Here is a 23,619-nt window from a genome sequence, read left to right on the forward strand (position 1 = left end):
AAAGTTGACACCATAAAGGGGAAAAGTGGTGAAATAACAGGCGGTTTTACTATCTTTCCTATCAATCTTACATAATTTCACATTGATCATTCGGATGGTTAATTACTGAACCTTTCTTGGCCAATGGTCTTTCCATTCTATGTATGACCAGTTTTCTTACGCCTGAAATTACTTCCTCTGACCAGAAATCCATTCATTTATTACGTTGTTTATCCATAAATTTCATAAAGATAAGACAACGCCCACTTTTGACCGCCTTTTATAGTCATATATAGCCACGCTAACTCAGATAACAGACTTTTCGGAGGGAGAGATGTTTAGAAGGATCTTAACAAGTAGCAAAAGGGCTGCTGCAGCGATAGCGATGATACTTATGACGACAAATATTAGTGCTGAAGAGTTACCCGGTATCGTTGTTTTTCAATCAGATTTTGGACTGAAGGATGGAGCTGTTTCGGCCATGCAGGGGGTTGCCATGGGGGTATCTACCGATTTGAAACTGTTTGACCTTACTCATGAAATCCCGGCATTCAATATCTGGGAAGCGTCTTATCGCCTGAAACAGACTATGCCGTATTGGCCTGCAGGCACGGTCTTTGTTTCCGTTGTCGACCCTGGTGTAGGGACTGAAAGGAAATCAGTGGTGTTGAAAACCAAAACGGGTCACTACGTGGTAACACCGGACAACGGGACATTGTCATTGGTTATGGAAACATTGGGTATTGAAGAGATCCGCCGGATTGATGAGGAGATAAACCGGCGGAAAGATTCCACTCGGTCATACACCTTCCATGGCAGGGATGTTTATGCATTTACCGGTGCCCGGTTAGCATCCAACACCATTGCATTTGATGAGGTGGGGAAGCTGTTGCCCGCAGAAGTGGTTTCTATCCCCTATCAAATGGCGAAATTTGATGCGGGTACTTTCCGCGGTAACATTCCGGTGCTCGACCCTCAATATGGAAATGTATGGACGAATATTCCCGCAGATTTATTTGAAAAGAATGATATTTCCTATGGCACAGAATTCATTGTGGAAATAAGGAAGGATGAAAAAAGAATATATAAAGGTGTGATCCCGTACGTAACGACATTTGGAGATGTTCCTACAGGACAACCTTTAATATATGTTAATTCTTTGCTTGATATTTCCCTGGCCCTGAATATGTCAAATTTCGCTGCAGAATTTGATATATCTTCAGGACCGGGGTGGAGCGTCAGCCTGAAAAAAATTGATAATTAATTATTGTCTGCCAAATACTTGTGTCCAATAGTAGCGGTAAGTGGCGTCGGAATTTTCAACCATTGCGGCGCCCATTTCACGGTAACTGCCATTCATCAAGTTTTTACAATGTCCTTCACTGGCCATCCATTCACGCATGACCCTTTCAAGGGTCGGCTGCCCGGCTGCAATATTTTCCCCTACATAGCTGCTTGGGTAACCTGCGTCCTGTGCGCGATCAACAGAGCGTTTGCCATCCAGCCCTTTGTGACTGAAAAAGTCATAATTTGCCATGTTTGAGGAGTGTACATAGGCCGCAGTTTCCAACTGATCATTCCAGGTCAGTCTGCCAACCGCCGGCATTTGTGTACTGCCACAGGTTTGTGGATTGGTACGAAGGTTATTGACTGCGTTAAGCATATTCTCGTTGAATGTCTGCGAAGCGGTGGAGCCGCCGGTGCCGGTAGAGCCGCCGGTGCCGGTAGAGCCGCCGGTGCCGGTAGAGCCGCCGGTGCCGGTAGAGCCGCCGGTGCCGGTAGAGCCGCCGGTGCCGGTAGAGCCGCCGGTGCCAGTAGAGCCGCCGGTGCCGGTAGAGCCGCCGGTGCCGGTAGAGCCGCCGGTGCTAGTAGAACCACCTGAACCACTAGTGCCTGAGGTGTTTTGGTTTGCGGTATTCTTTGAGACGGTGCTGCCTTCGCCACCACAACCTAATAACAAAAATATAGAAAGTGGTATGAGGAAAAATTTATTGATTCGAAAAGGCATAATTACAACCAGTTGGGGAACTATTTATAAGGATTTTAATGGTTAATTATTAATAAATAAATGCATGGCGTCACCGGTTTAAATAGTTTGCATGAATTTAACATTGTAAATTCCTACTATTTTTGAATTGAGTTAATAAAGCTCTGTTTTAATGGGTTTAATTTAAATCGCTAATATACCATTGTAAGAATGGAGGGAATTAAAATAAGTGGAACTGCTTCTCGAACTCGTCTACAAATCCAAAGAAATGTCACGTTTGTACGTTATACATGGAACAAAAATCATACGATCTTCTTAGTTAACCTATGTCCCATAATCGATACAATGTTCTCCAGTATGAGGATGCGTCAGCTATACTCAAATTCGAAAATCCTTCAGGGGGCCGGTTACGAAGTCAGGCACTCAATAGAAAGTTAACCGTGGGGTGTTTTGGAGGCGTTTTGAAAAAGTACTTTATCTTTCTGGCTGGATTGGTAACGGCATGCTCAGCTTTCGCTTCAACTTTTGACAACTTGCGCTTCGTCACCGAGGAGTATCCTCCCTACAACTATACAGAAAATGGGGAGCTGAAAGGGATTGCCGTTGAGCTCCTATTGAAATCGGCACAAGGCGAGATTGGTACAAGTGATATACGGGTCTGGCCCTGGGCCAGGGGGTATGCAGAGGCACAAAGTGGGCCCAACACCGTATTGTTTTCTACAACACGCACACCCCAAAGGGAAAGTATCTTTAAGTGGGTCGGGCCAATAACCGAAACGAAAGTTGTTGTTATCGTAAATAAATCCCAAAAGGATGAGTCGCTTTCTTCTTTGGTTGAAAAGAGCAAAAAATCTATTGCGGTTGTACGTGACGATATCGGTGAGCAACGTTTGGCCCTAAAGATGCCCGATGCAAAGGTGATCAAGCTGTCAACGCCGGATCAGGCAGCAAAAATGCTTCGGTCCGGCCGGGTGTCAGGTTGGGCATATGAGGAAAATGTTGCTTATTGGATACTTGAAAAACAAGGTGCCCAAAGAGGAGATTTTGTAGCCATTGATACGTTACTTTCCGGAAAGCTCTACTTTGCTGTGAGTCCCGATGTCAGTGATAAAAAGGTTAAAGCAATGAACAATGCTGTTCTGCGCGCCAAAGGGAAAGAATAGATTATCTATCCTCTTGTTGTTGTGTACCCGCTTTCTAAAGCGGGTTTTTTTGTGCTTTATGTTGGCGTAAAGTTAAATTTTGACAATTGAAGGGATGGCCGGGATGCCAGATCAGGCTAAGTTTATTACGGGTTCCACGATGCGGCATGTTGCCGTCATGTCCTCAACGGGTGCAACCGGACTACTGGCACTTTTTCTAGTCGACCTTCTGGATATGTATTTTATCAGCTTGCTTGGCGAAGTTGAGCTTGCTGCTGCTATTGGATTTGCCGGAACCTTACTGTTTTTTTCTACCTCTGTATCCATTGGCCTTTCTATTGCTCAGGGCGCATTGGTATCCCGGGCAGTTGGATCGGGAGAGAGAGAACAGGCTAAAGATGTTGCCGCCAGCGTGTTCGTTTACTCATTTATTGTCGGTATGCTTGTCGCCTCATTAATGCTGATGTTTGTCGATGACATTCTGGCGCTAATTGGTGCGCATGGTGAAGCAGCGATAAAAGCCAAAGAGTATCTCGTTATAATATTGCCAAGCGCACCAGTCCTGGCTGTGGCAATGTCAGCGGGGGCAGTGCTCCGTGCCGTAGGGGATGCAAAACGTTCGATGTATTCAACACTGGCCGGCGGGGCGGTTAATGCTGTGTTTGATCCGCTTTTCATTTTTGGCCTGTCTATGGGGGTGGAGGGCGCTGCGGCTGCATCTGTGTTGGCAAGGTTTGCGGTGTTTGCCGTCGCGTTTTATTGCCTGAACAAGCACTACCAATTTGTCAAAATGCCGGAGATTGGCAAGGTTATTTCGAATGTAGCTCCGGTTTTTGCTATCGCACTGCCAGCATTACTGACCAATATCGCGACGCCAGTTGGAAATGCATTTGTGACGTCACATATCGCCAAGTATGGAGACAACTTTGTTGCCGGGTACGCAGTGATTGGCAGGATTACTCCAGTCGCATTTGCATTGATATTCTCCCTTTCCGGGGCTATCGGTCCCATCATCGGCCAGAACTTTGGGGCCAGGCAATGGGATAGGGTCGCTATGGCGCTAAGAGATGCCGTTATATTCAGCACCCTCTACTGCCTGGTGATATCAGTAGTACTCTTCTTCCTTCAAGACGCCCTAATCAGCGTTTTCCAGTTGAGTGGAGATGCGTCACATATCTTTTCTGTGTTCAGTACTTACGTGGCGTTCACGTTTGTTTTTAATGGCACATTGTTTATTGCAAATGCTGCGTTCAATAATCTGAACCGACCTACATGGTCAACGATGTTGAATGTGGGTAAAGCGACAATAGGCACCATTCCTTTTGCCTACCTGGGTGGCGCCTGGGGCGGTGCCATCGGTGTTTTACTTGGTCAGGCAGCTGGTTCTGTACTGTTTGGGATTATTGGATACGTGATGCTGAGAAAAGAGCTGGCTGTGATGCGCGGCTGCCAGGAAAGAAAAGAACAGGAAGAAATGGTAGCAAATTCCCCTTCTGTACCTGTTTCACCATTTTGTTCCAGCCAGCCTGAATTGGTCGCTGAAGATGCAGATTGAGGTATTCACGCTTAGGTGTGAGATTGTGTCACTTTTATGCGAATTGGAACGCCTTGGAACAGTGGCGTTTTTACCCTCAGTGCATTTGTCTCCTAATGTTTAGTTCTACAGATTATTTAAACCATGCTTTGCTGTATGCCAGTTAGTTGAAACAGTCATCTGTGCCTATTGAAATATAGGTATGTGTTTCAGGCATGAAGTGTCCGTTGGATCAGGGAAGATGAAAGTACAATCCTACCAACCGCCACAGAATGTCGATTCTGTTGTGGATACACAGCTTATTGATGGCACCTATGTGATGGAGAGGAGAAAGTCCGGAGATCGCCGGCGTTCCAAGCTCCGTTACAAAGGTTATGACCGCAGACTGGGTGCTGACCGCAGGATGTTAGGGGAAGTTGATGAATACGCCTGAGTCACATGCGCTGTAAAAGAGAAAAGGACCGTTTCCGGCCCTTTTGTGTTTTCTGCGGTTCCATGGCATCAGGAAGACGTTGCTTCCTGGTTGTCCTGAGAAAGCTGCTCCTTCTCCCGAATCAGGTCATTGAACACAATGCGTGCCTGTTGTGCTGATTCTGAGGCCTGAAGCTTGTGCTCTTTGGCTGCTATTGCTTCGTCCATCAAGCGCTGAAGCTCATCCAATACTTCCTGAGGCGCGTCACCAAGTTCCATGCCGGATTCACCGCGTGAAAGTGCCTCTGCGCGGATTTGCTTTTTAAGCTTCCAAATAGCATTCAGTTTTGAACGTTCTTCTTCAGCAGCTTCAATCGCTTCATCTTTAAGGCGTTCAAACTGGGCCAGTGCCATCCCTTCACGTGACCATGGGTCAACATCCGGCAGCTCTTCGATGTTGATAACAGGATCCTCATAACCCTCTTGGTGAGTCAGGTCGAGGTTTGCTGCTTTAACACCGGAAATCATGAGCATGACCGCAATAATCAGCAATGGAAGACCGCCGACGATCGCTGCGGTCTGCAGAGTTGCCAGGCCGCCCATAAACATCAGCACAGAAGGCATGAATGAAAGAGTAAAGGCCCAGAACAGACGGTTCCAACGCAGAGGATCTTCCGAGACATTGTTCTGTACAACAGACGCGAGGATATAAGAAATCGAGTCAAATGTTGTGGCAGTAAAGATAATGCAAAGAAGGGTAAAGACAGCGATGACCAGCGTGCTCATTGGCAACTGCTCAAGTATCGAGAAAATTGCCCGGGTTGCGCCGTATTCATTCAGTATGCCGACAACGTCAAGCTGACCAGAAAGTTGCAATGACAGTCCGAAGTTACCCAGGATCATGAAGTACAGGGCACAGCCCAGTGAGCCGAAGAAGATAGAACCGGTCACCATTTGCTTGATGGTACGTCCACGGGAAATACGAGCGACGAACAGACCCATACTTGGTGCGAATACCAGCCACCATGCCCAGTAGAAGATAGTCCAGTCCTGTGGGAAATGGGTGTCTTCAAATGGACCATAGCCGCCGAACGGTTCTGCCCAAGTTGCCATCACAAAGAAGTTTGAGAGCATACGGCCAATGGAGTCGAGGCCGGTTTCCAGCATAAACAGCGTTGGGCCGGTAACCAGGATAAATGCCAGCAGTCCCAGTGCTCCCCAGAAATTGATGTTACTGAGAAGCTTAATGCCGCCTTCCATGCCTTTGTAAGCAGAGTAGGCGAACAGCGCTGTACATACCATCAACACCCCAATCTGGGTACCGGTGGTGCTCGGTATGCCGAACAGATAGCTGATGCCTTCGTTGATGAGTGGTGCTGCAAGACCCAGGGTTGTTGCCGCGCCGCCAAGCAGACCGAAGATAAACAGCACATCAATGAACTTGCCCAGTTTGCCGTGGCTGCGTGCTTCACCGATAACAGGCATCAGTGCAGCAGAAACCTTCAGTACAGGCTGCTTTCGAACGTAGAAGAAGTATGCAATAGGCAAGGCCGGGATCAGGTAAATTGACCAGGCAATAGGCCCCCAGTGGAAAATGCCGTATGTCGCAGCCCAACGGATTGCTTCTTCACTGCCAGGTTCCAGCTGGAAAGGAGGGCTCTGGTAATAATAAGCCCATTCTATGGTTCCCCAGTACAGGATACTTGCACCGATACCACCACAGAACAACATTGCTGCCCATGAAGCAGTTTTGAATTCCGGGGCTTCATCAGCGTCACCGAGTTTTATCTGGCCGATATCACTGAACACGATATAAATCATGAAAAAGAATGCAGCAAGGCCCAGTGCCAGATAGAGGAAACCGAGTTTGTCGGTCATAAATGTTTTTGCCACTGCAATCCATTCAGCGCCTTCCGTTGGCCAGATGGCCAGTGGAATAACAACAGAAAACAGCAGTGCTAAAGCACCGAAAAAGGTGGGTTTATCGATCAGCCTAAAATGGCGTTCCATTTAGTATTGCTCCCTTGTATACAAATGGTTACATGAATTCTCAAGGGAATGCGCTACGGCATCAATTCATAAAATTTGTGGTCAGGAGAAGGGAATCTCATAAAAGTTGCGAAGTGAATCAGTGCGTCATAAGTGATTGGCGCACCGGATTCTATTGGGGGATGTTGGTTTGTAAATTTAACATGTGAGTGTTAATTCAGCGGGAAACGAACGCATTAATTTGCGAATTCAGGAGGTCGGCTTTAGATGAAAGTGTATCAATTAATGGATCCAATGCTGACATTTCCTCTTCCGGCGACTTTTCGAGTGATAAGCAGATATCAGCCAGCTCGGATGCCCCTATCATCGATGCTGCCCCTTTCATTTTATGTGCGAGCTTTTTCAGGCTGGTAATGTCATCGGATTCTTTGGCTTTGAGCATGCTATCCAAATCCCGGATTTGGGCATCCCTGAATTTGGCCAGTAGAGCAGAAATAATTTCTTCATCATCGCCAATATCATTTTTCAGTTTTTCAATGTCATACATTGGGGCGTATATGTCCTGGTGGTTATCAGGCTGCAGAAAATCGTCGTCTTCTTCAGCTCGCGGAGGATCATTCCACTCATCGACATTGATTATGTTGTCAGGAATTTCATCCATTGGCGGCTGTGTTTCGCCTGACGGGTAATCCTGTTTTTTGATTAACCCGTCCCCTGAAAGGGCTTCACCCGTGAAATCACTGAGGATATTGTCTTCATCCATAATCAGGTTTGAATAATCAGTTTCCTGAGACACTTTTCGGTTAACGGGCTGGATAAACTGCGCAATGGCCTCACCGAGCTGTTCTCTGTTGAAGGGCTTCGCCAAGTGTGCATTCATTCCCGCTTTACGGCATTTTTCCGCATCTCCTGAAAGTGCGTTTGCGGTAACGGCAATGATTGGGGTGCTTTTATCAAAATTTCGGATGGCTTCAGTGGCAGCAAAGCCATCAAGGATAGGCATCTGGCAATCCATCAGAATCAGGTCGAAACGTGATTTTCCATGTAATTCGACGGCTTCAGAGCCATTGTTGGCGAGTTGTGTGCGACAGCCAAGTTGGTCAAGTATGAGGCAGATGAGATCCTGGTTAACCTTGTGATCCTCGGCAACCAGAACATCAATATCGAACTGGAGGCTTTCTTGAAGTGTTCCTCCCTTTTCGTCGGCACTGGTTATGTTGTTGATTCGGGCGACCAGTTCATCTGGTCTGATGGGGCTGGTTACACATGGGTACTCGATATCCAGATCTCCATAAGGGGAGATCACGATCACGCGTTTCGCTTGTTCCAGAATGTTACCGTATTCGTCAAGGCAGGCTTCATCAACAAATACCTGACTGCTTGAAAGGGCATTTTTGTGGCTTCTGTTCGACTTTGAAAAGTGCTGATTTTCAATATCCAGGGCGTGAAGGTAAACACTGAGAATACGCTCTTGAACGGCGTCGTTGCTGATAATAAGCGCCGGTAGCTCTTTCCATGGGGATTCGATAACAAAATTTGAAAATACGTACTGGGGGTTAATAGCCGTGCTCATCAGCGGAATGCGCACTGTAAACTTGGTCCCGAGTTCCATTTCGCTTTGGACAGATATTTCACCCCCCATCAGCCGCGCGAGTTTTCGACAAAGTGGCAGGCCAAGCCCCGTACCCTGGTAGGAACGTGAATCTGAATTATCCACCTGCGTAAAGTTGTCAAAAATGATTCCAAGCCGGTCTTCAGGAATACCTATTCCAGTGTCTTCCACCGTTAGCACCAGCCATGACAGGTCATTTTGCTCCTCTTTCGCCAGCCGGGTAAGAATGTAGCCATCGTTGGTAAATTTAATTGAGTTTCCAACAAGGTTGATCAGTATTTGGCGAAAGCGAACCGGGTCCAGATCCACGATCTCTGGCATACCGGGAGACAACTCACAGTGCAAACGGATAGGTTGGCCTGCAATACGGGCGGTAAACATATGCATGGCGTCAAACACCACATCCGTCAGGGAGGTGGGTTTCACCGACAAGGTCATTTTTCCTGCTTCTATTTTGGTGATGTCCAAAACATCATTGATGATATTAAGCAATGAGCGGGATGAATTGACCAATGTATCGATAAAGTACCGCTGTCGGTTGTTTAGGTTGGTCTCTGATAGCAGGGTTGCCATGCCTATGATGCCGTTCATTGGTGTGCGGATTTCATGGCTCATCATGGCAAGGAAATTAGTTTTAGCTTCGTTGGCCCGCTCGGCCTGATCTTTGGCTCGAACCATTTCATCAGATATTTGCTGGTTAAGTGCTTTCTGCTGGGCAAAGTAAAGCATACTGCTCAGGCTTGACAGAACCGGTTGAAGCCAGGTTTCCAGCCCTCTGTCTATTTGCGAGTATTTGTCCCCCAACGCAACAATACCCACCAACTGGCTGGAAATAACGAGCGGCATGACGATGATGTGTACTTTGGTCTCTTTATTGTTGGTGATGAGGTTGGAGATACCTGCCATACAGATACTGCGATGAGTAAGGTTAACGCTTTCAAGTATGGTTGAGAGGTTATTCTGACCCATCGAAGCGAAACTGAAGTTCTCCGTAGAAGCGATGACCTGGATACTGTTGTCGGCAGAATTCTCAATTTCTGCAATCATGCCGAACTCACATTCACTGATCCTGGTCAGCATTTCCAGGACTTCTTCAAAACCCCGGCTCAGTTGCCCTCCGACGAGAAACTTGTCCTGAATGGCCTTAATGGTCAGGAAGAGTTCGCGGTCTTTGGCGATACGTATCTGGTCATAATGATGGTTCGTCACATCTCGGATCATGGCGATCTGCAATGTTTGGTTTGCAAAAGCCAACTCCTCGGACTTTACCGTCAGCATATGCTTGCCTGATTGGACATTGATTTCATACGGGCCTTTTTTAAAAGGCATACCAAACAGTGCATGGGTAAAGTACGAACGTTGCGAAGGGACTACCTTACTGACAATGTCGGCAAGCATGATTTTTTCAGCCGGAATATTGGTAAGGTTGAACGTCTCTAATGCGGCTTTGTTTACGGTTTTAATGTTCTGTTTGTGGTCAACAACAATGACACTGTCAGAGTAGCTGTTTATCAATTTATCCAGGTAATGGAGGTTGTTTTCCAAATGCTGCAATGTAGATGCGTATTTCCAGATAAGAAATAAAATGACTGCATCAAGCAAAAGAACTTGAAAAACAACACTGATAATGTCGTTGATTAGCGTGGTATCAATGACGCTTGTCGAGACTTCGACGGAAATAGCGCCAACTTCGTAACTGATCCCCTGGTCGATATAGTTGAGAGTAAAATTTTTAACGATTGTGTCTGTGCCAGTCCCAACTTTTTCTGACTGGTTAGTTGTATAAGAGAATTTACCGTCCTCTGCCGTAAGGAGGATGTTGACGATAAATTGATTTCTGGCTTCGTTGTAGATGATGCTCTTGGCGTAATCGTAGTTGAACTCCCATAGAAGCGGGGGAAGAGACTCAACAAGGCGGTATTTTACTTCTGACACCTCGTTATCCATCTGCTCGTAGAGTGTATTTTTGAGGTGTGTATGGTTGTAGGCACCGATCCCGGACAGAAGAAGCGTGCCAACGGCTAAAAGCGTCAGGGCAATCTTACTGTTAATGGCTTTCCACTTGTTCACTGCTACACCCTCAGTGCCTTGGTCAGCTCACCCGCAGCCTCACGGGCGTCCTGATGACATATAAGCAGGTTTTTTTCCTGAATCTTTAACCGGGAACAACGTGCCGACACATCATCAAAATTTGCCTGTTCCAGACTTTGGCAAAGAGACAGCAATTCCCCATAAACGCCTTTTCTGTCAATTAACGCACTGCGTACCTCCTGACTGAGGTTCAGTTCGTTTATCGCTTTGCTCATTTGCGTGGAAAGCAAGACATCCAATAAAGAAAAAGCACCAACAATGTATGCCTCACTGGCGTTGTATGAGCGATGAACAAAAGGGAGGGTAGAAAGAAAAATTGCCCGCTGAATGGAGAGTGTCTGGATGTGAAGTGCTGACTCATGATTCAGGTTTGTCATCGCAAGCAAAGAAACCAGACGCCTTAAAGCATCAAGCCCCATATATACAACGGCTTGCTTGATGTCTGAAATGGGTTTTGATTTAGTTTTGGCAAGAATATTTGCACCGTTAATCACTTTGTAGAGGATGTTTACATCCTTACCAACGGCACCTGAAATATCCTCGATAGAACTTTCAGGAGATTGTGTAAGCAGGCATAAGTTGAGTAATGCCAGTGTTGAAGGTGCCAGGTCGGCGGTCTCTGCCAACTGTGGTTTTTCAATAAACTGGCCTTGAAATAGTGTGAATCCAAATTGTTGGGCAAGAAACCAACTTTCATGATCGTTGATTTGACTGGCAAGAAAGCGTTTGTCCTGGTTTTCCGAAATAAACTGCACCCAATCAAGAGGACTGGAAATACTGATATCAACAACAACGATATCTATGAGAGGTAACGCGTCTCGCCATTGTTTTTTTAACATTTCCCCGGAAACAGCGATGGTTGCGCCACTTTTTTTAACGTTATCAAGGTTGGTTAGGGTTAAGGCATCCGGTTGGCAATCACTTCCAATCATCACAACTAAATGTTGGTTAGGAATAGAAAGCGGGATCTCTTTTTCCAGTGACTGGACATCGAATGTGACAAGGTACATTGCCTGTTCCCAGTCGCGGCTGGGGCCGAGAAATGTTGCGCTGAGTATTCGGGCAGCAGCTGTATCCTGATCGATGGTTTCTGAAATGCTGTCGTGTGAGAAAAGGGAATAACCCCACACTGCATTCCCTACATCAAAAATCGGCTGGTGGAGAACAAATGAATCACTCACGCTTGCTTCTCTTTTAAAACATGTATCTAAAAACTAGAACATCTTTGAGAAAGTTACAGGAATTCAATAACAAGTCGTGCGTGCTGTCCCAGAATTTTTAATGGTATTTCAAAAACTCTGGGACAAATGCAGGAGCTGAATGAAAAGACGGGAAGGAAGAATTAGTCCGCTTTTTCGAGTATCAGCTGGAAGGTGACGGGGACAACACCAGCAATGCTTGGTAATCCGGCAACTTCCCGGAGCTTTTCAATACCTTTACTTAATTTGAATTCGTTGGCGTTAACCAATATGGGTCTGGTGGATACGACCTGGATTTTGCCTTTGTTCAGGCCAGTTACAAGGATGTGAACTGGAAGTCCCTGCTTCTCTCCATGAAGTGTTAAGACACCTTCCAGGGATGCAGATTTTACCTGACCGGCCAACAGGTGCTGGACGTCAACACTGGCAATGTTGGCCGAGACAGTTGCGGTGGGATATGCGTTAGTGTCAAACAGCATTGTTTGCATCCGTTCATTGCGGATAGGGATATTGGTCTCCACGCTGGCGAGGTTAATAGTAAGCGAAAAGTCTTTGTTATTACTTATTTTTCCTTTGAAATCGTTAAAGTGGCTTATTTCACCTACGTTGTCTTTTTTGATGGTGACAAATTGAATGCCGGATGCACCAGAGAGAACTTTCCAGTCAGCCAACACCCAAGAAGGGAACAGTATTGCAACTGTTGCCAGAAGAAATGCGCCTTTTAACACCCTCATTTTTATCATGGTTTTATCTCTCTTTACTGACGTATTCCACCAGTAAAGCGTTAATACGCCTTTGCCGGACGGCTCAAATGTAAGATTGCAGAGCGGAGAATTCGTCTCACCATAAATCATATAATTTCTGTTGTTGATGTTTATTGGATTGGACATACTGAGAGTTAATGAATTGTGAGCATTGGATAGCTCAATACCCGTTTATGGGTGTATCAGTAAAGGAAAATGAATGAACAGGAATGTTTGGTTACTTGCGCTTTGCCAGGCGCTTCTGATGACAGGGAATATCGTTCTTATTTCAGTTAACGGCCTGATAGGGCAGGCGTTATCCCCATCACCTGAATGGGTGACACTTCCGGTAGCCACTCAGTTTGTCGGATTGATGCTGGCTACGCTTCCTGCCTCTTTTATCATGGCAAAAATTGGCAGAAGACGAGGCTTTGTACTGGGTAACCTCATTGGTATTTGCGGTGCAGGTTTGTGCTTTTTTGCTCTTTCATTGGCGCACTTTTGGTTGTTTACCTTCGGAACCCTTTTACTGGGTGTGGGCATTGGGTTTGGTACACTTTACCGTTTTGCGGCCGTTGAAGTGGCAGATGAAAAAGCACGCAGCCGAGCAATCTCTATCTCAATGGCTGGTGGTGTATTGGCTGCTGTACTTGGCCCTAATCTTGCCATTCAAAGCCAGAATTGGCTTCCCGGTGTTGAATTCCAGGGGGCTTTCCTTGGTGTGATGGGGCTCTATATTGTTTCCCTGGGTGTTTTAAGGGTCATTGAGTTACCTCCGGCCGCCAGCCAGAAAGATGTTGAGCCGATGAATCCGGCAAGTGTTATTGCACAGCGCCCCGGCTATCTGCTCGCGGTTTTGGCAGGCACTGTTGCATATATGGTGATGAACCTGCTCATGACAGTAACACCCATGGCAATGATGCGGTGCGGCTTTGATTTTACCCAGGCTGCAGTAGTGATTGAATGGCATGTGTTAGGTATGTTTGTTCCCGCGTTTTTTACCGGGCACCTGATAGACAAAATCGGGGCCCGCAACACCATTCTTCTTGGTGGGACGATTCTGGTTGCGTGCATTTTGGTCAATTTCAACGGTATTACCATTTGGCATTTCCGGGTTGCGTTACTGCTGTTGGGCGTTGGTTGGAACTTTATGTTTATTGCTGCAACCCAGCTACTGACCCGAACATATGAAATGAAAGACAAAGCCAAAGCTCAGGCGATGAACGAGTTCGTTGTATTTGGCAGTGTAACGGTGACATCGCTCATGTCTGGCTGGTTGGAAGTCACAATTGGCTGGCAGATGCTTAATCTGGTGATGTTGCCGATAGTTGCCCTAACAATGGTCGTATTTTTTGCAAGTAGCCGCACGCTGAAACAGGTTACAGCCTCGTGATTAATTGCCACCGGGTTTAATCTATAAACCTATCAAATAGCCATTCCTGCCGGGGAAGTAACATGATACTCTCCGGCTTTCTCTTTGTTTTATCGGCGTTTTCTAAATGGAATTTTCAATTGAAGTGATGGCGCTGCTGTTTGCAGTGGCAGGCTTTGCCGGTTTTATCGATGCTGTTGCCGGAGGCGGCGGGCTGATAACGATTCCTGCGTTGTTGGCGACAGGAATGCCGCCAACCCAGACGTTGGCAACAAACAAACTTCAAGGCTCTTTCGGCAGTTTTTCCTCTTCCCTCTATTTCGTCCGAAATGGCCTCGTCAGCCTCAAAGATATGCGCTTCGCTATCTTATGTACCTTTATTGGCGCGGCACTGGGCGCCGAGATGGTGCAGTTGATAGATGCCGGCATTCTGACAAGCCTGATTCCTGGGCTGCTTATTGGTATTTCCCTCTATTTCCTGTTGGTTCCCAATGCCGGGAAAGGGGGCGGTACACCTAAAATGTCAGAAAACCTGTTTGCCTTGAGTGTGGGGACGGGTATCGGTTTTTATGATGGTTTCTTCGGCCCGGGTACCGGCTCACTGTTTACCATCTGTTTTGTCACCATTGCCCAGTTGGGGCTGGTGGAAGCGACAGCAAAAACCAAGGTACTCAACTTCACGTCCAACTTCGCTTCACTGCTATTCTTCATTTTTGCCGGGTTACCGGTTTGGGAGATTGGCCTGGTGATGGCAGCCGGTGGCTTCCTGGGAGGCCGTATGGGGGCGAAAGTGGTAGTGACAAAAGGCCGGGGGCTTATTCGTCCAATGGTTGTTACCATGTCTATGGTTATGGCGGTCAAGCTGCTGATTGATCAGAACCCCCACTGGCTTGATTACCTTCCTTGGTAATTCCATTCTCAAAGAAAAAAGCGAATCCAGCCGGATTCGCTTTTTTGTTCATGATGGCGTAATGCCCCTCAACCGTTCGGTCCGTCTTCTCAACAACTCCAATGTTGTCAGCAGTGATATGGACACCAAAACCAGCAATGTCGCAGCGGCGAGTATTGTCGGGCTGATTTCTTCCCGTATGCCTGACCACATCTGTATCGGCATGGTCGTTTGCTGAGGCCCGGCGATAAACAGCACCACAACCACTTCATCAAAAGAGGTGATAAAGGCAAACAGTGCCCCGGAAATTACGCCGGGTGTGACAAGTGGAAGGGTAACTTTAAAGAATGTATATACCGGCCCGGCTCCAAGGCTGGATGCTGCCCGGGTCAGGGAGTGGTCAAAGCCACTGAGTGTCGCTGTAACGGTTATCACCACAAACGGAATACCCAGCGCCGTATGTGCCAGGATCACCCCGAGATAAGTTTGGGTAAGTTGAAAACGTGAGAAAAAGAAAAACATCGCGGCGGCTGAGATGATAAGAGGGACGATCATCGGGGAGATCATAATTGCCATGATGATGTCTTTGTACGGCATATACCGGCTTGAAAGTCCCAGTGCTGCAATGGTGCCGAGGGTTGTTGCCAACACGGTACTGGCTATGGCGACGATAATGCTGTTCTTAATGGATGCCTGCCAGGCGTCTGAGGTAAAGAAGTCCTCATACCAACGCAGTGAATATCCGGCCGGATCGAAACTCAGCATTTCTGGTGTAAAGGTGAAGTAAGGCTCTGCATTAAAACTGAGCGGAATGATCACCAGCAACGGCCCTACAAGAAAGATACAAATGCAGGTACAGATAATCCTGAACACATAGTGCCATATACGTTCTGAGGTGGTGGCACTTTCGGGTAAAGCCATTTTTTATTCCTCCTTTGCCATTAGCCCAGTTTCACGTTATCGACACCGATAAGGCGGTTGTATACCCAATAGAACACGACCACGACAATCAGAAGAATCGAAGCAATGGCAGCCGCCAGCCCCCAGTTGAGGGAGGTCTGCATGTGGTAAGCAATAAAGTTGGTGATGAAGGTACCCGTCTGTCCCCCGACCAGTGCCGGAGTAATGTAGTAGCCGATAGACAGGATAAAAACCAGAATTGAACCTGCTCCGATACCGGGCAACGTCAGTGGGAAATATACCCTGCGAAACGCGGTAAACGGTGTTGCTCCCATAGACCTTGCCGCCCGGACATAACTGGGAGATATGGTTTTCATCACCGAATAGAGTGGAAGTATCATAAAGGGCAGCAGTATGTGGGTCATGGCAACCAGGGTACCAGTCTGGTTGTAAATCATCTGGGCCCGGTTATCGTCCTGTAAAAGCCCGATACCTACCATAATGTCATTGAGAACACCTTGCTGCTGTAATATCGCAATCCATGTCGCAGTACGTACCAGTAAGGAAGTCCAGAACGGCAGCAAAACCAGAATCATCAGCATATTGGCGGTGCGCATAGGCAGGTTTGCCAGTAAATAAGCGACCGGATAGCCCAGAAGCAGGCAGAGGAACGTGATTGCAACGCTCATATAAAGCGTACGCCAGAACAGTGATTTATAGATTTGCAGGTGTTCTGGCTGGTCCACGATGTTACCGTCATCATCGAATTTCATGTCAACGGCGTTGAGGTAATAGGAAAACGTGTAGTTGCCGGATTCGCGCTGGATAAGCTTCCAGATACTGATATCCGCCCAGCGTTTGTCAATTTTGATTACCGTATCCCGGAAGGGGCCATCACCTTTTAAGCGTTTGGCTTTGCGGGCTGATTTCATTATCAGTGAGCGCATCCCTGATTTTTCATAGTTCAGGCGGGATGCCACTTTGCCGATGGTGCGGGCTTCTGCGCCTGTCCGCAAGTCTGATACCAAAGCGGCGAAAACGTCTTCGTCCGGGAGACCATTGCCCTCCCATCTCTCAAGGGCTTTTGTTGTTAAAGGTAACTGCTCAGGTACCACCTGGTTTTCTACGCTTCGCTCCAACATGTCGAAGATGGGGAAAACAAAGGCAATGAGCAGAAACACCAAAAGAGGGGCAACCAGAAGGAATGCACGGATTTTCTGTCGCCGGATTGAACGTTGTTGACTGATTTTCAACGGGACGCCATCGGCGGTTGTTAAAACCGGTGTCTCGTTATTGTTGACTAGCGGCACAGAAAACTCCCTGACATCTGCATTCCTTGAATTATCGGTGCAGGCGCTGTACGCCAGCGCCTGCTTTAGGGGTTATTGAGCCAGCCAAGCGTTGAAACGCTGGGCCAATTCATCGCCATTGTCCGCCCAGAACTCATCGTCTTTCGGCACTGCCGTAGCGAAATTAGGTGCGTAAGTCGGCATATGTGGCTTCATATCAATGCCGGTTTCGGCATGTGTAGAAACCATTGGGGCTGAGGAGTTACGGGTTGGACCGTAAGAGATGTATTTCGCCTGGTCAGCGAGACGCTGGGAGTCTGTGGCAAACTTCAGGTAATCCTTAACTTTGCCCAGTTTGCCTTTAGGGACCACCCAACCGTCCAGTTCAAACACCTGACCGTCCCAGATGATGTCGAATGGCTGGTTCTCGTTCACGGCAGCGTTAAAGATACGGCCGTTATATGCAGAGGCGAAGGCCACTTCCTTGTCAGCAAGAAGTTGTGGTGGCTGTGCGCCTTCTTCCCACCAGATCACCTGATCTTTGATCGTATCCAGTTTGGCAAATGCCCGCTTCACACCTTCCTCGGTGGCGAGGACGTCATAGACATCGCCTGCTGGTACGCCGTCAGCAATCAGCGCCCACTCCAGGTTATTGATTGGTTTTTTCTGCAAGGCCCGCTTACCAGGGAAATTCTTCAGGTCAAAGACGTCTTTGATCGCGCTTGGAGCCTTGCCATCAAACATATCTTTGTTAAATGCGACAATGTTGGAATAAACGATGGAAGCAACGAAGCATTCGGTCAGCGCTCCGGGGACAAAGTCTCCAGTTGCCGGTGTGCCATCCGGAGCCTTGGCAAGGAGCGTATTGTGATCAAGTGGCTCAATCAGTCCTTCATCGCAGGCAACGATAGCGTCTGAAGGCAGCATATCGACCAGATCCCAGGTGATGTTGCCGGATTCAACCTGGGCGCGAAGGCCGGAAAGGGCATTGGAAGATTTATCAATGTTGACAATCTTGGTACCGGTCTTGGCGGTCCACGGTTCGTGATAGGCTTTTTGCTGGCTGGCTGTGTATGCGCCGCCCCAGGAGACCACATTGAGTGTGTCCTCTGCGTTTGCTGTCGCGGCACCCATGCCAAGGCCGACTGTTACCATGACGCTTAACGCGAGTTTTTTCATAACCTTCTCCATTTCAAATGAAAAGCACATCCAATCGTGCTGAGGGTTTAAGACGGATCCAAAGCTCTGCAGTCCTCCCAGGACCAGCCAACTTTGACCTTTTCGCCACGTTTGAGTGACGGATGCCCCACTGCGTTCGGGGTTTTAATAATAAAATCGCTGTTTTCACAGACTTCGACACGCGTCCGGAGGTGATCCCCGAGATAGATGACCTCTTTAACCTCGGCTTCGAAGATGTTTGGAAGGCTGTCCTGTTCCGGCTCAATCATGACCCGCTCTGGGCGCAGGGAAAGTGTGGAGTTATCACCTTGCCCGGCTACAGCGACCGGATTGGCAAGTATGATTTGCCCGTTGGGCATAGTGACCTGGCAATGCTCCCCGTTGAGATGGGTTACCTTGCCGCAAAGACGGTTATTTTCACCGATAAACTGGGCCACAAAGGCATTGGCTGGCCGCTCGTAAAGTTCTTCAGGGGAGGCAAGTTGCTGTACGATGCCGTCATTGAACACAGCGATTCGGTCTGACATGGTCAGAGCTTCTGACTGGTCATGGGTTACGTAAATCATGGTGACACCGAGATCTTCGTGGATGTGTTTAATCTCGTATTGCATTTCTTCACGAAGGTTTTTGTCCAGTGCTCCCAGGGGTTCATCCATCAAGACCAGTTCCGGTTCGAAAACCAACGCACGGGCAACGGCGACGCGCTGCTGCTGGCCACCGGAAAGCTGTGCCGGACGCCTGTCCCCAAACTCACCAAGCCGAACCATGTCCAATGCTCGCTTAACTTTGGACTCGATGTCAGATTTGGGCATATTGCGGACTTGGAGAGGGAAGGCGAGGTTCTCAGCAACGGTCATGTGGGGGAAGAGGGCATAGTTCTGGAAAACCAGCCCAATACCGCGTTTATGCGGGGGAAGTTGGCTGATAGGTTGCCCTTTAAGAATGATTTCGCCATGGGTGGGGTGTTCAAACCCTGCCATCATCATCAGTACAGTGGACTTCCCTGATCCCGATGGCCCGAGGAGAGTGATGAACTCGCCCTGGTCAATATCAAGGTTGAACCCTTTAACGACCAGAGACTCCCCATCATAACTCTTTTGAACGTTATCAAATTTTACAAATGGGGATCCTCCCCAAATATCATCATCCGTTGATGGCATAAATAATCAGCGCATTTTTGTTAATGTGTAATATCAAACATAACAATGCGATAACATTTATCAAAGTGAGTTTTGTATTCCGAGAGGTGGATCATTACTTCGACGTCAAAACAATATTTTATCCCGGATGACAGCTTTCCTATGGGGGACTTGCCTGTTGAAAGTGATAAGCCTCTGTGTGACGGCAATGTAAAGCAATAGGCTTGGTCACTAAAGAGAGCAGAATTGAACGTCAGTATCCCAAACGGTTAGAGTTCAATTGTTTTTGGCTGTCGGTTGAGGGTAAACATACGTTCACCCCGGTAGTGGATAAATGACATCCAGCGTTGGGAGCTTTTCTGCTGAAAGCGCCTGCCAGACTTTTTCGCCAGCGGGTGGCAACCTGGACTCATATCGATAGGCGTAGATGTCGATTGGGATTGAAAAGTCTGATTGTTCAATAACACTCAGCCTGCCTGATGAAATTTCATGACCGATAGCGTAACGAGGAAGCCAACCCACACCGGTGCCTCGAAGAACCATTACCTTAAGCAAATCAGACATCGAGGAAGAGAAGGTCGTTTGCAGCGGAAGAGATTTCCTCACTGGCTCGACTGCCCGACCCATATAGCTCCCCGCAGAGTAAGAAAGCCAAGGCAGGTTTTTGCTTTGCGCGTTGAACAGTGGTTCCCCTGCTGGGGTATTTGCTGTTACCAAATCAAGATAGCTGCGCCCAAGGTGGACATGTTGATAGGGCGGCAACAAAAGGCGTTCTTCCCTAAACGCAATAAGCATATCGCAACGGCCCTGTTGCAAGGCTTCAACCGCATCGTCGACATCTACGGCTTCGATATTCAGTGCAGCTAAAGGTACTTTGCCTTCAATCACCGGGTGGAAATCCGGCAAAAGGTTAGTTGCGACAGAGTGGGGCGCAGCTATTCGCACTGCTTGCCCTCCCAGCATTGAAAGCCCCGCAAGACGGCTGATTTCTTCATCGAACTGGCTGATGATAGAACGGGCGGTTATCCGGAATTGCTTACCGCTGGGGGTCAGTTCAACTGGGGTTTTAGTGCGGTCAACCAGTTCAGCATTTAGTGCATTTTCCAAGCTTTTTATCCGGCGACTGAATGCCGGTTGGGTAACATTTCGAAGTTCTGCAGCCTGTGAAAAGTTACGCAATTCGGCAAGTGTTAGAAAATCATAGAGCCATTTTGTTTCTATATTCATGCAAAAGTGTTTTCAGCCGGTTAAATCGGTTTTGGGATGTGACCGATGTCTTTTTCTCAGTGATTCACATTATGCATTTTTTGCATCATCTTGCCGATTTCGGCATTTCATAAATGTGTGCCGTGTCATTAGATTTTTCGTTATGGAAAGGGCCAGAAACGTGGCAAAGGAAATAACGATATGCTGCAACAAAACTTAAAGAAATTAGGCGTGTTAGGTGGGATGGGGCCATTGGCAACAGTGACTTTCATGACCAAGGTTATTGAGCTGACAACCGCAAAATCAGATCAAGACCATGTACCCATGATGGTCTCCAATGTTCCGCAAATTCCGGACAGAACCGCTGCTATCATGCAACAGGGGAATGACCCTTTCCCCAAACTACTCAGCTGCTTACGTGATTTGGAAAACGGCGGAGCCAGCCTCTTTGTCATCCCATGCAACACCGCACACTTTTGGTATGACCGTTTGAAAGCGGAAGCCAAAATTGATTCCATCAGCATCATAGAAAGCGTGACTGACAACATTCACCAGCGCGGGTTTCGTAAAGTCGGACTGCTGGCAACGGATGCGACAGTAAAAGCCGGCTTGTATCCAAAAGCGTTGGCAGTACACGGAGTTGATTGCATCACCCCGGATGCTGAAACCCAGCAGAAGGTCATGCATGGAATTTATGCGGTGAAGGCCGGAAACCTTGCTGAAGGAAGGGAATGCCTGGAAGCTGCATTTAATTCTCTGATTGAGTGTGGAGCGGACGCCGTCATTATGGGCTGCACTGAAATCCCCGTAGCCCTGGATCACCTGATAACTGAATGTCCCCAGCAGTGCATCGATTCGCTGGGTATTCTGGCCCGAGCCTGTGTGGACTGGTACTTCACACCACAAACCTGGGTTGACAACTTTAAGCAAACGCTGCCTCAACCAGCGGCAACTGAAAAACCTGTACCTGAGCTGACAATCTAACAATAAAAAGAGAACTGCGATGTTTACCCTGATTAAAAATGGTTACCTGTACGCCCCTGAAGCCCTAGGCAAAAAAGACATACTGATTGCGGGCAACAAAATCGTTGCGATTGGCAAAGATCTGTCCGCCCCAATGCTGGTGGAATGTGAAACGATAGATGCGAATGGCAAAATCGTTACCCCAGGATTGATTGACCAGCACGTGCACCTGACCGGTGGAGGCGGTGAAGGCGGGCTGTCTACGCGCACACCTTCCGTGAAGTTCTCCAGCCTGATTCAGGCGGGTCTGACAACTGTAGTAGGTGTATTGGGTACCGACGGCACAACACGTTCCCCTCGCGACCTGTATGCCAAAGCGATGGGGTTACGCGACGAAGGGATTACTACTTTCTTCCACACCGGCTCTTACCAGGTTCCTACAGTAACGATTACCGGCAGCATCCGGGATGACCTGATTTTTGTGAACCCGGTTGTGGGTGTGAAAATGGCCATTGCTGACCACCGCGGATCTTTCCCTACAACAGACGAGCTGATGCGTGTTATCTCTGATGTTCGAATGGGCGGCATGCTTGCAGGTAAGAAGGGGATTCTGCACATGCATATGGGCGACCTGCCGAACCCGCTAGAGCAAGTTGAAGAAATCATTGCACGAGGCATACCACGCCACCATTTCTCACCGACACACGTTGCACGTAACAAAACTCTGTTTGCTGATGCCATTAACTTCGCAAAAGCCGGCGCACATATCGATATCACGTCAGGCGGAAGCTGTGCATTTGGTGAGCCTGCCGAAGCGGTCATCGCAGCTCTGGAATCCGGCGTAGATCCAAAACACCTGACCGTCAGCTCTGATGGTAACGGCAGCCTGCCTAAGTTTGACGAAGGTGGCAACATGGTGGCGATCACCGCTGCCCCGGTAAATGCTAATGCTATGCTGCTGCCGGAATTAATTGAAAGGGGAGTGTCACCAGAAATTGCCCTGGGGATGATGACCGCTAACGTAGCGAAATCGGTGGGTATCAAAAAAGGTGAGATCTCGGTAGGAAGTGATGCTGATGTTTGTATCTTCAACGAAGACTACACACTAAGCAGTGTTATCGCGATGGGTAAGACACTGATTCACGGTGGAGAACAGCGGGTGATTGGGAATTTTGAGTGAGTTACGGTGTAACTATAAGTGCGGGCCACAATGAAGTGGTCCTCATGATGAAAGGTGAATTAACGTGTGACAATGTATTTAATTATATGCATAAGTCACTGAATTATTTCATTACGGTGCTTATCATTTTAAAGTCAGACTTGAACTAAATAAATAAAATAAAGTGAGGACACAAAAGATATAGGTGAAAAAATAAACCAAAACATAATTGCAATTCGAAATCTTAAACTGAATTGGTAGTTGACACTCTTATATTTTCTTAGGTTTTTGTTGTTATTAATGAAAACCTTGTATACGAAAAAGTCTAAGGTCGTAAATATAATTATCAATTCTAATGACGATAATTTATTAAGGATGCTCTGTATATCGAAGCCTATAATAAGCGCAAATGCCAATAAATACAGCATTACTGCGCCAGACATACTGTAAAAAACCAAAAATTCTGGTTGTGTTAGTTTTAACTTTAATGCCGTACGTAACAGGTACGCATATATTTTTGTGATAGAATCCAATTTAATTTCTCTGTGAATATTTCCTTGAATTTTGCATGCGTGTTACCATTCACTGTAAAAAATCAACGGATTTCATGCCCGCATCGGCCTCTTTGAGGATGGCAACTATCTGAGTTTCGGTGAACCGTAGCTTTTTCATGGTGTTCCCCTGCAATTAAAAGACAGAAAACTCCAGTTTAGACTGTCTCTGAATAGGGAAGTGGACACTTTCCATTCATTGCATGATATTTCACCGGCTAAGAATGCGAGGGTTGAGGCAAAATACCAGGTGTTTTTTGTCGCCGTTATTAGCGAAGTTTTTTC

Annotated in this window: 18 protein-coding genes; 8 read left to right on the forward strand and 10 right to left on the reverse strand. The window is 47.4% G+C overall.

Going from position 1 to position 23,619, the window contains the following annotated elements:
• Positions 1–373: 373 nt before the first annotated feature.
• Positions 374–1,243 (forward strand): SAM hydrolase/SAM-dependent halogenase family protein, encoded by an 870-nt coding sequence (locus NF212_RS23000; protein WP_434361259.1) that lies wholly within the window; start codon positions 374–376, stop codon positions 1,241–1,243.
• On the opposite strand, the gene NF212_RS23005 is transcribed toward NF212_RS23000, so the two are convergent.
• Positions 1,244–1,987: a CAP domain-containing protein gene (locus NF212_RS23005; protein ID WP_434361260.1), complete on the reverse strand. Its 744-nt coding sequence runs from the start codon at positions 1,985–1,987 to the stop codon at positions 1,244–1,246. It lies immediately after the preceding gene.
• 440 nt (positions 1,988–2,427) lie between these two features.
• Here NF212_RS23005 and NF212_RS23010 point away from each other — a divergent pair, with 440 nt between their 5' ends.
• The 3 genes from NF212_RS23010 (at position 2,428) to NF212_RS23020 (ending at position 5,075) form a co-directional block, all read left to right on the forward strand.
• Positions 2,428–3,129: a substrate-binding periplasmic protein gene (locus tag NF212_RS23010; RefSeq protein ID WP_434361261.1), complete on the forward strand. Its 702-nt coding sequence runs from the start codon at positions 2,428–2,430 to the stop codon at positions 3,127–3,129.
• Between the two features lie 103 nt (positions 3,130–3,232).
• Positions 3,233–4,663 (forward strand): MATE family efflux transporter, encoded by a 1,431-nt coding sequence (locus NF212_RS23015; RefSeq protein ID WP_434361262.1) that lies wholly within the window; start codon positions 3,233–3,235, stop codon positions 4,661–4,663.
• 220 nt (positions 4,664–4,883) lie between these two features.
• Positions 4,884–5,075 carry a hypothetical protein gene (locus NF212_RS23020; protein WP_434361263.1) on the forward strand — a complete coding sequence of 64 codons (192 nt, stop codon included), beginning with the start codon at positions 4,884–4,886 and terminating at the stop codon, positions 5,073–5,075.
• 68 nt (positions 5,076–5,143) lie between these two features.
• Here the strand turns inward: NF212_RS23020 and NF212_RS23025 are convergent, their stop codons facing one another.
• The 4 genes from NF212_RS23025 to NF212_RS23040 form a co-directional block, all read right to left on the reverse strand.
• Positions 5,144–7,063 (reverse strand): BCCT family transporter, encoded by a 1,920-nt coding sequence (locus tag NF212_RS23025; protein ID WP_434361264.1) that lies wholly within the window; start codon positions 7,061–7,063, stop codon positions 5,144–5,146.
• Between the two features lie 196 nt (positions 7,064–7,259).
• Complete coding sequence (locus NF212_RS23030; RefSeq protein WP_434361265.1) at positions 7,260–10,724, reverse strand: ATP-binding protein; 3,465 nt, start codon at positions 10,722–10,724, stop codon at positions 7,260–7,262.
• Positions 10,725–10,726: 2 nt separating this feature from the next.
• A complete protein-coding gene (locus tag NF212_RS23035) occupies positions 10,727–11,926 on the reverse strand; it encodes an EAL and HDOD domain-containing protein (RefSeq protein WP_434361266.1) in 1,200 nt (399 codons plus the stop codon).
• 161 nt (positions 11,927–12,087) lie between these two features.
• Entirely contained in the window at positions 12,088–12,687 is a 600-nt protein-coding gene (locus NF212_RS23040) for a YceI family protein (protein ID WP_434361267.1), read from the reverse strand.
• Between the two features lie 220 nt (positions 12,688–12,907).
• Here NF212_RS23040 and NF212_RS23045 point away from each other — a divergent pair, with 220 nt between their 5' ends.
• Both NF212_RS23045 and NF212_RS23050 read left to right on the forward strand, forming a co-directional pair.
• Positions 12,908–14,080, forward strand: coding sequence for an MFS transporter (locus tag NF212_RS23045; protein ID WP_434361268.1), 1,173 nt, complete (start codon positions 12,908–12,910; stop codon positions 14,078–14,080).
• 106 nt (positions 14,081–14,186) lie between these two features.
• Entirely contained in the window at positions 14,187–14,969 is a 783-nt protein-coding gene (locus tag NF212_RS23050; RefSeq protein WP_434361269.1) for a TSUP family transporter, read from the forward strand.
• Positions 14,970–15,017: 48 nt separating this feature from the next.
• On the opposite strand, the gene NF212_RS23055 is transcribed toward NF212_RS23050, so the two are convergent.
• The 5 genes from NF212_RS23055 to NF212_RS23075 all read right to left on the reverse strand — a co-directional run bounded on the left by NF212_RS23055 (position 15,018) and on the right by NF212_RS23075 (position 20,682).
• Positions 15,018–15,869: an ABC transporter permease gene (locus tag NF212_RS23055; RefSeq protein WP_434361270.1), complete on the reverse strand. Its 852-nt coding sequence runs from the start codon at positions 15,867–15,869 to the stop codon at positions 15,018–15,020.
• A 20-nt stretch (positions 15,870–15,889) separates the two neighbouring features.
• A complete protein-coding gene (locus tag NF212_RS23060) occupies positions 15,890–17,158 on the reverse strand; it encodes an ABC transporter permease (protein WP_434361271.1) in 1,269 nt (422 codons plus the stop codon).
• A 72-nt stretch (positions 17,159–17,230) separates the two neighbouring features.
• On the reverse strand, positions 17,231–18,316 hold the full coding sequence (locus NF212_RS23065) for an extracellular solute-binding protein (protein WP_434361272.1): 1,086 nt from the start codon (positions 18,314–18,316) through the stop codon (positions 17,231–17,233).
• Between the two features lie 47 nt (positions 18,317–18,363).
• Positions 18,364–19,476, reverse strand: a complete 1,113-nt coding sequence (locus tag NF212_RS23070; RefSeq protein ID WP_434361273.1) for an ABC transporter ATP-binding protein — start codon at positions 19,474–19,476, stop codon at positions 18,364–18,366.
• Positions 19,477–19,770: 294 nt separating this feature from the next.
• Positions 19,771–20,682 (reverse strand): LysR substrate-binding domain-containing protein, encoded by a 912-nt coding sequence (locus NF212_RS23075; RefSeq protein WP_434361274.1) that lies wholly within the window; start codon positions 20,680–20,682, stop codon positions 19,771–19,773.
• A gap of 180 nt (positions 20,683–20,862) precedes the next feature.
• Here NF212_RS23075 and NF212_RS23080 point away from each other — a divergent pair, with 180 nt between their 5' ends.
• Together NF212_RS23080 and iadA are read left to right on the forward strand one after the other, a co-directional pair.
• Positions 20,863–21,645 carry an aspartate/glutamate racemase family protein gene (locus NF212_RS23080; protein WP_434361275.1) on the forward strand — a complete coding sequence of 261 codons (783 nt, stop codon included), beginning with the start codon at positions 20,863–20,865 and terminating at the stop codon, positions 21,643–21,645.
• Between the two features lie 19 nt (positions 21,646–21,664).
• The gene (iadA, locus tag NF212_RS23085; RefSeq protein ID WP_434361276.1) at positions 21,665–22,804 is read left to right on the forward strand and encodes a beta-aspartyl-peptidase; all 1,140 of its coding nucleotides are present in this window, start codon (positions 21,665–21,667) and stop codon (positions 22,802–22,804) included.
• The last annotated feature ends 815 nt before the right edge of the window (positions 22,805–23,619 follow it).

Origin of the sequence: Parasalinivibrio latis (genome assembly GCF_036825535.1) — a bacterium.
GTDB lineage: Bacteria > Pseudomonadota > Gammaproteobacteria > Enterobacterales > Vibrionaceae > Parasalinivibrio > Parasalinivibrio latis.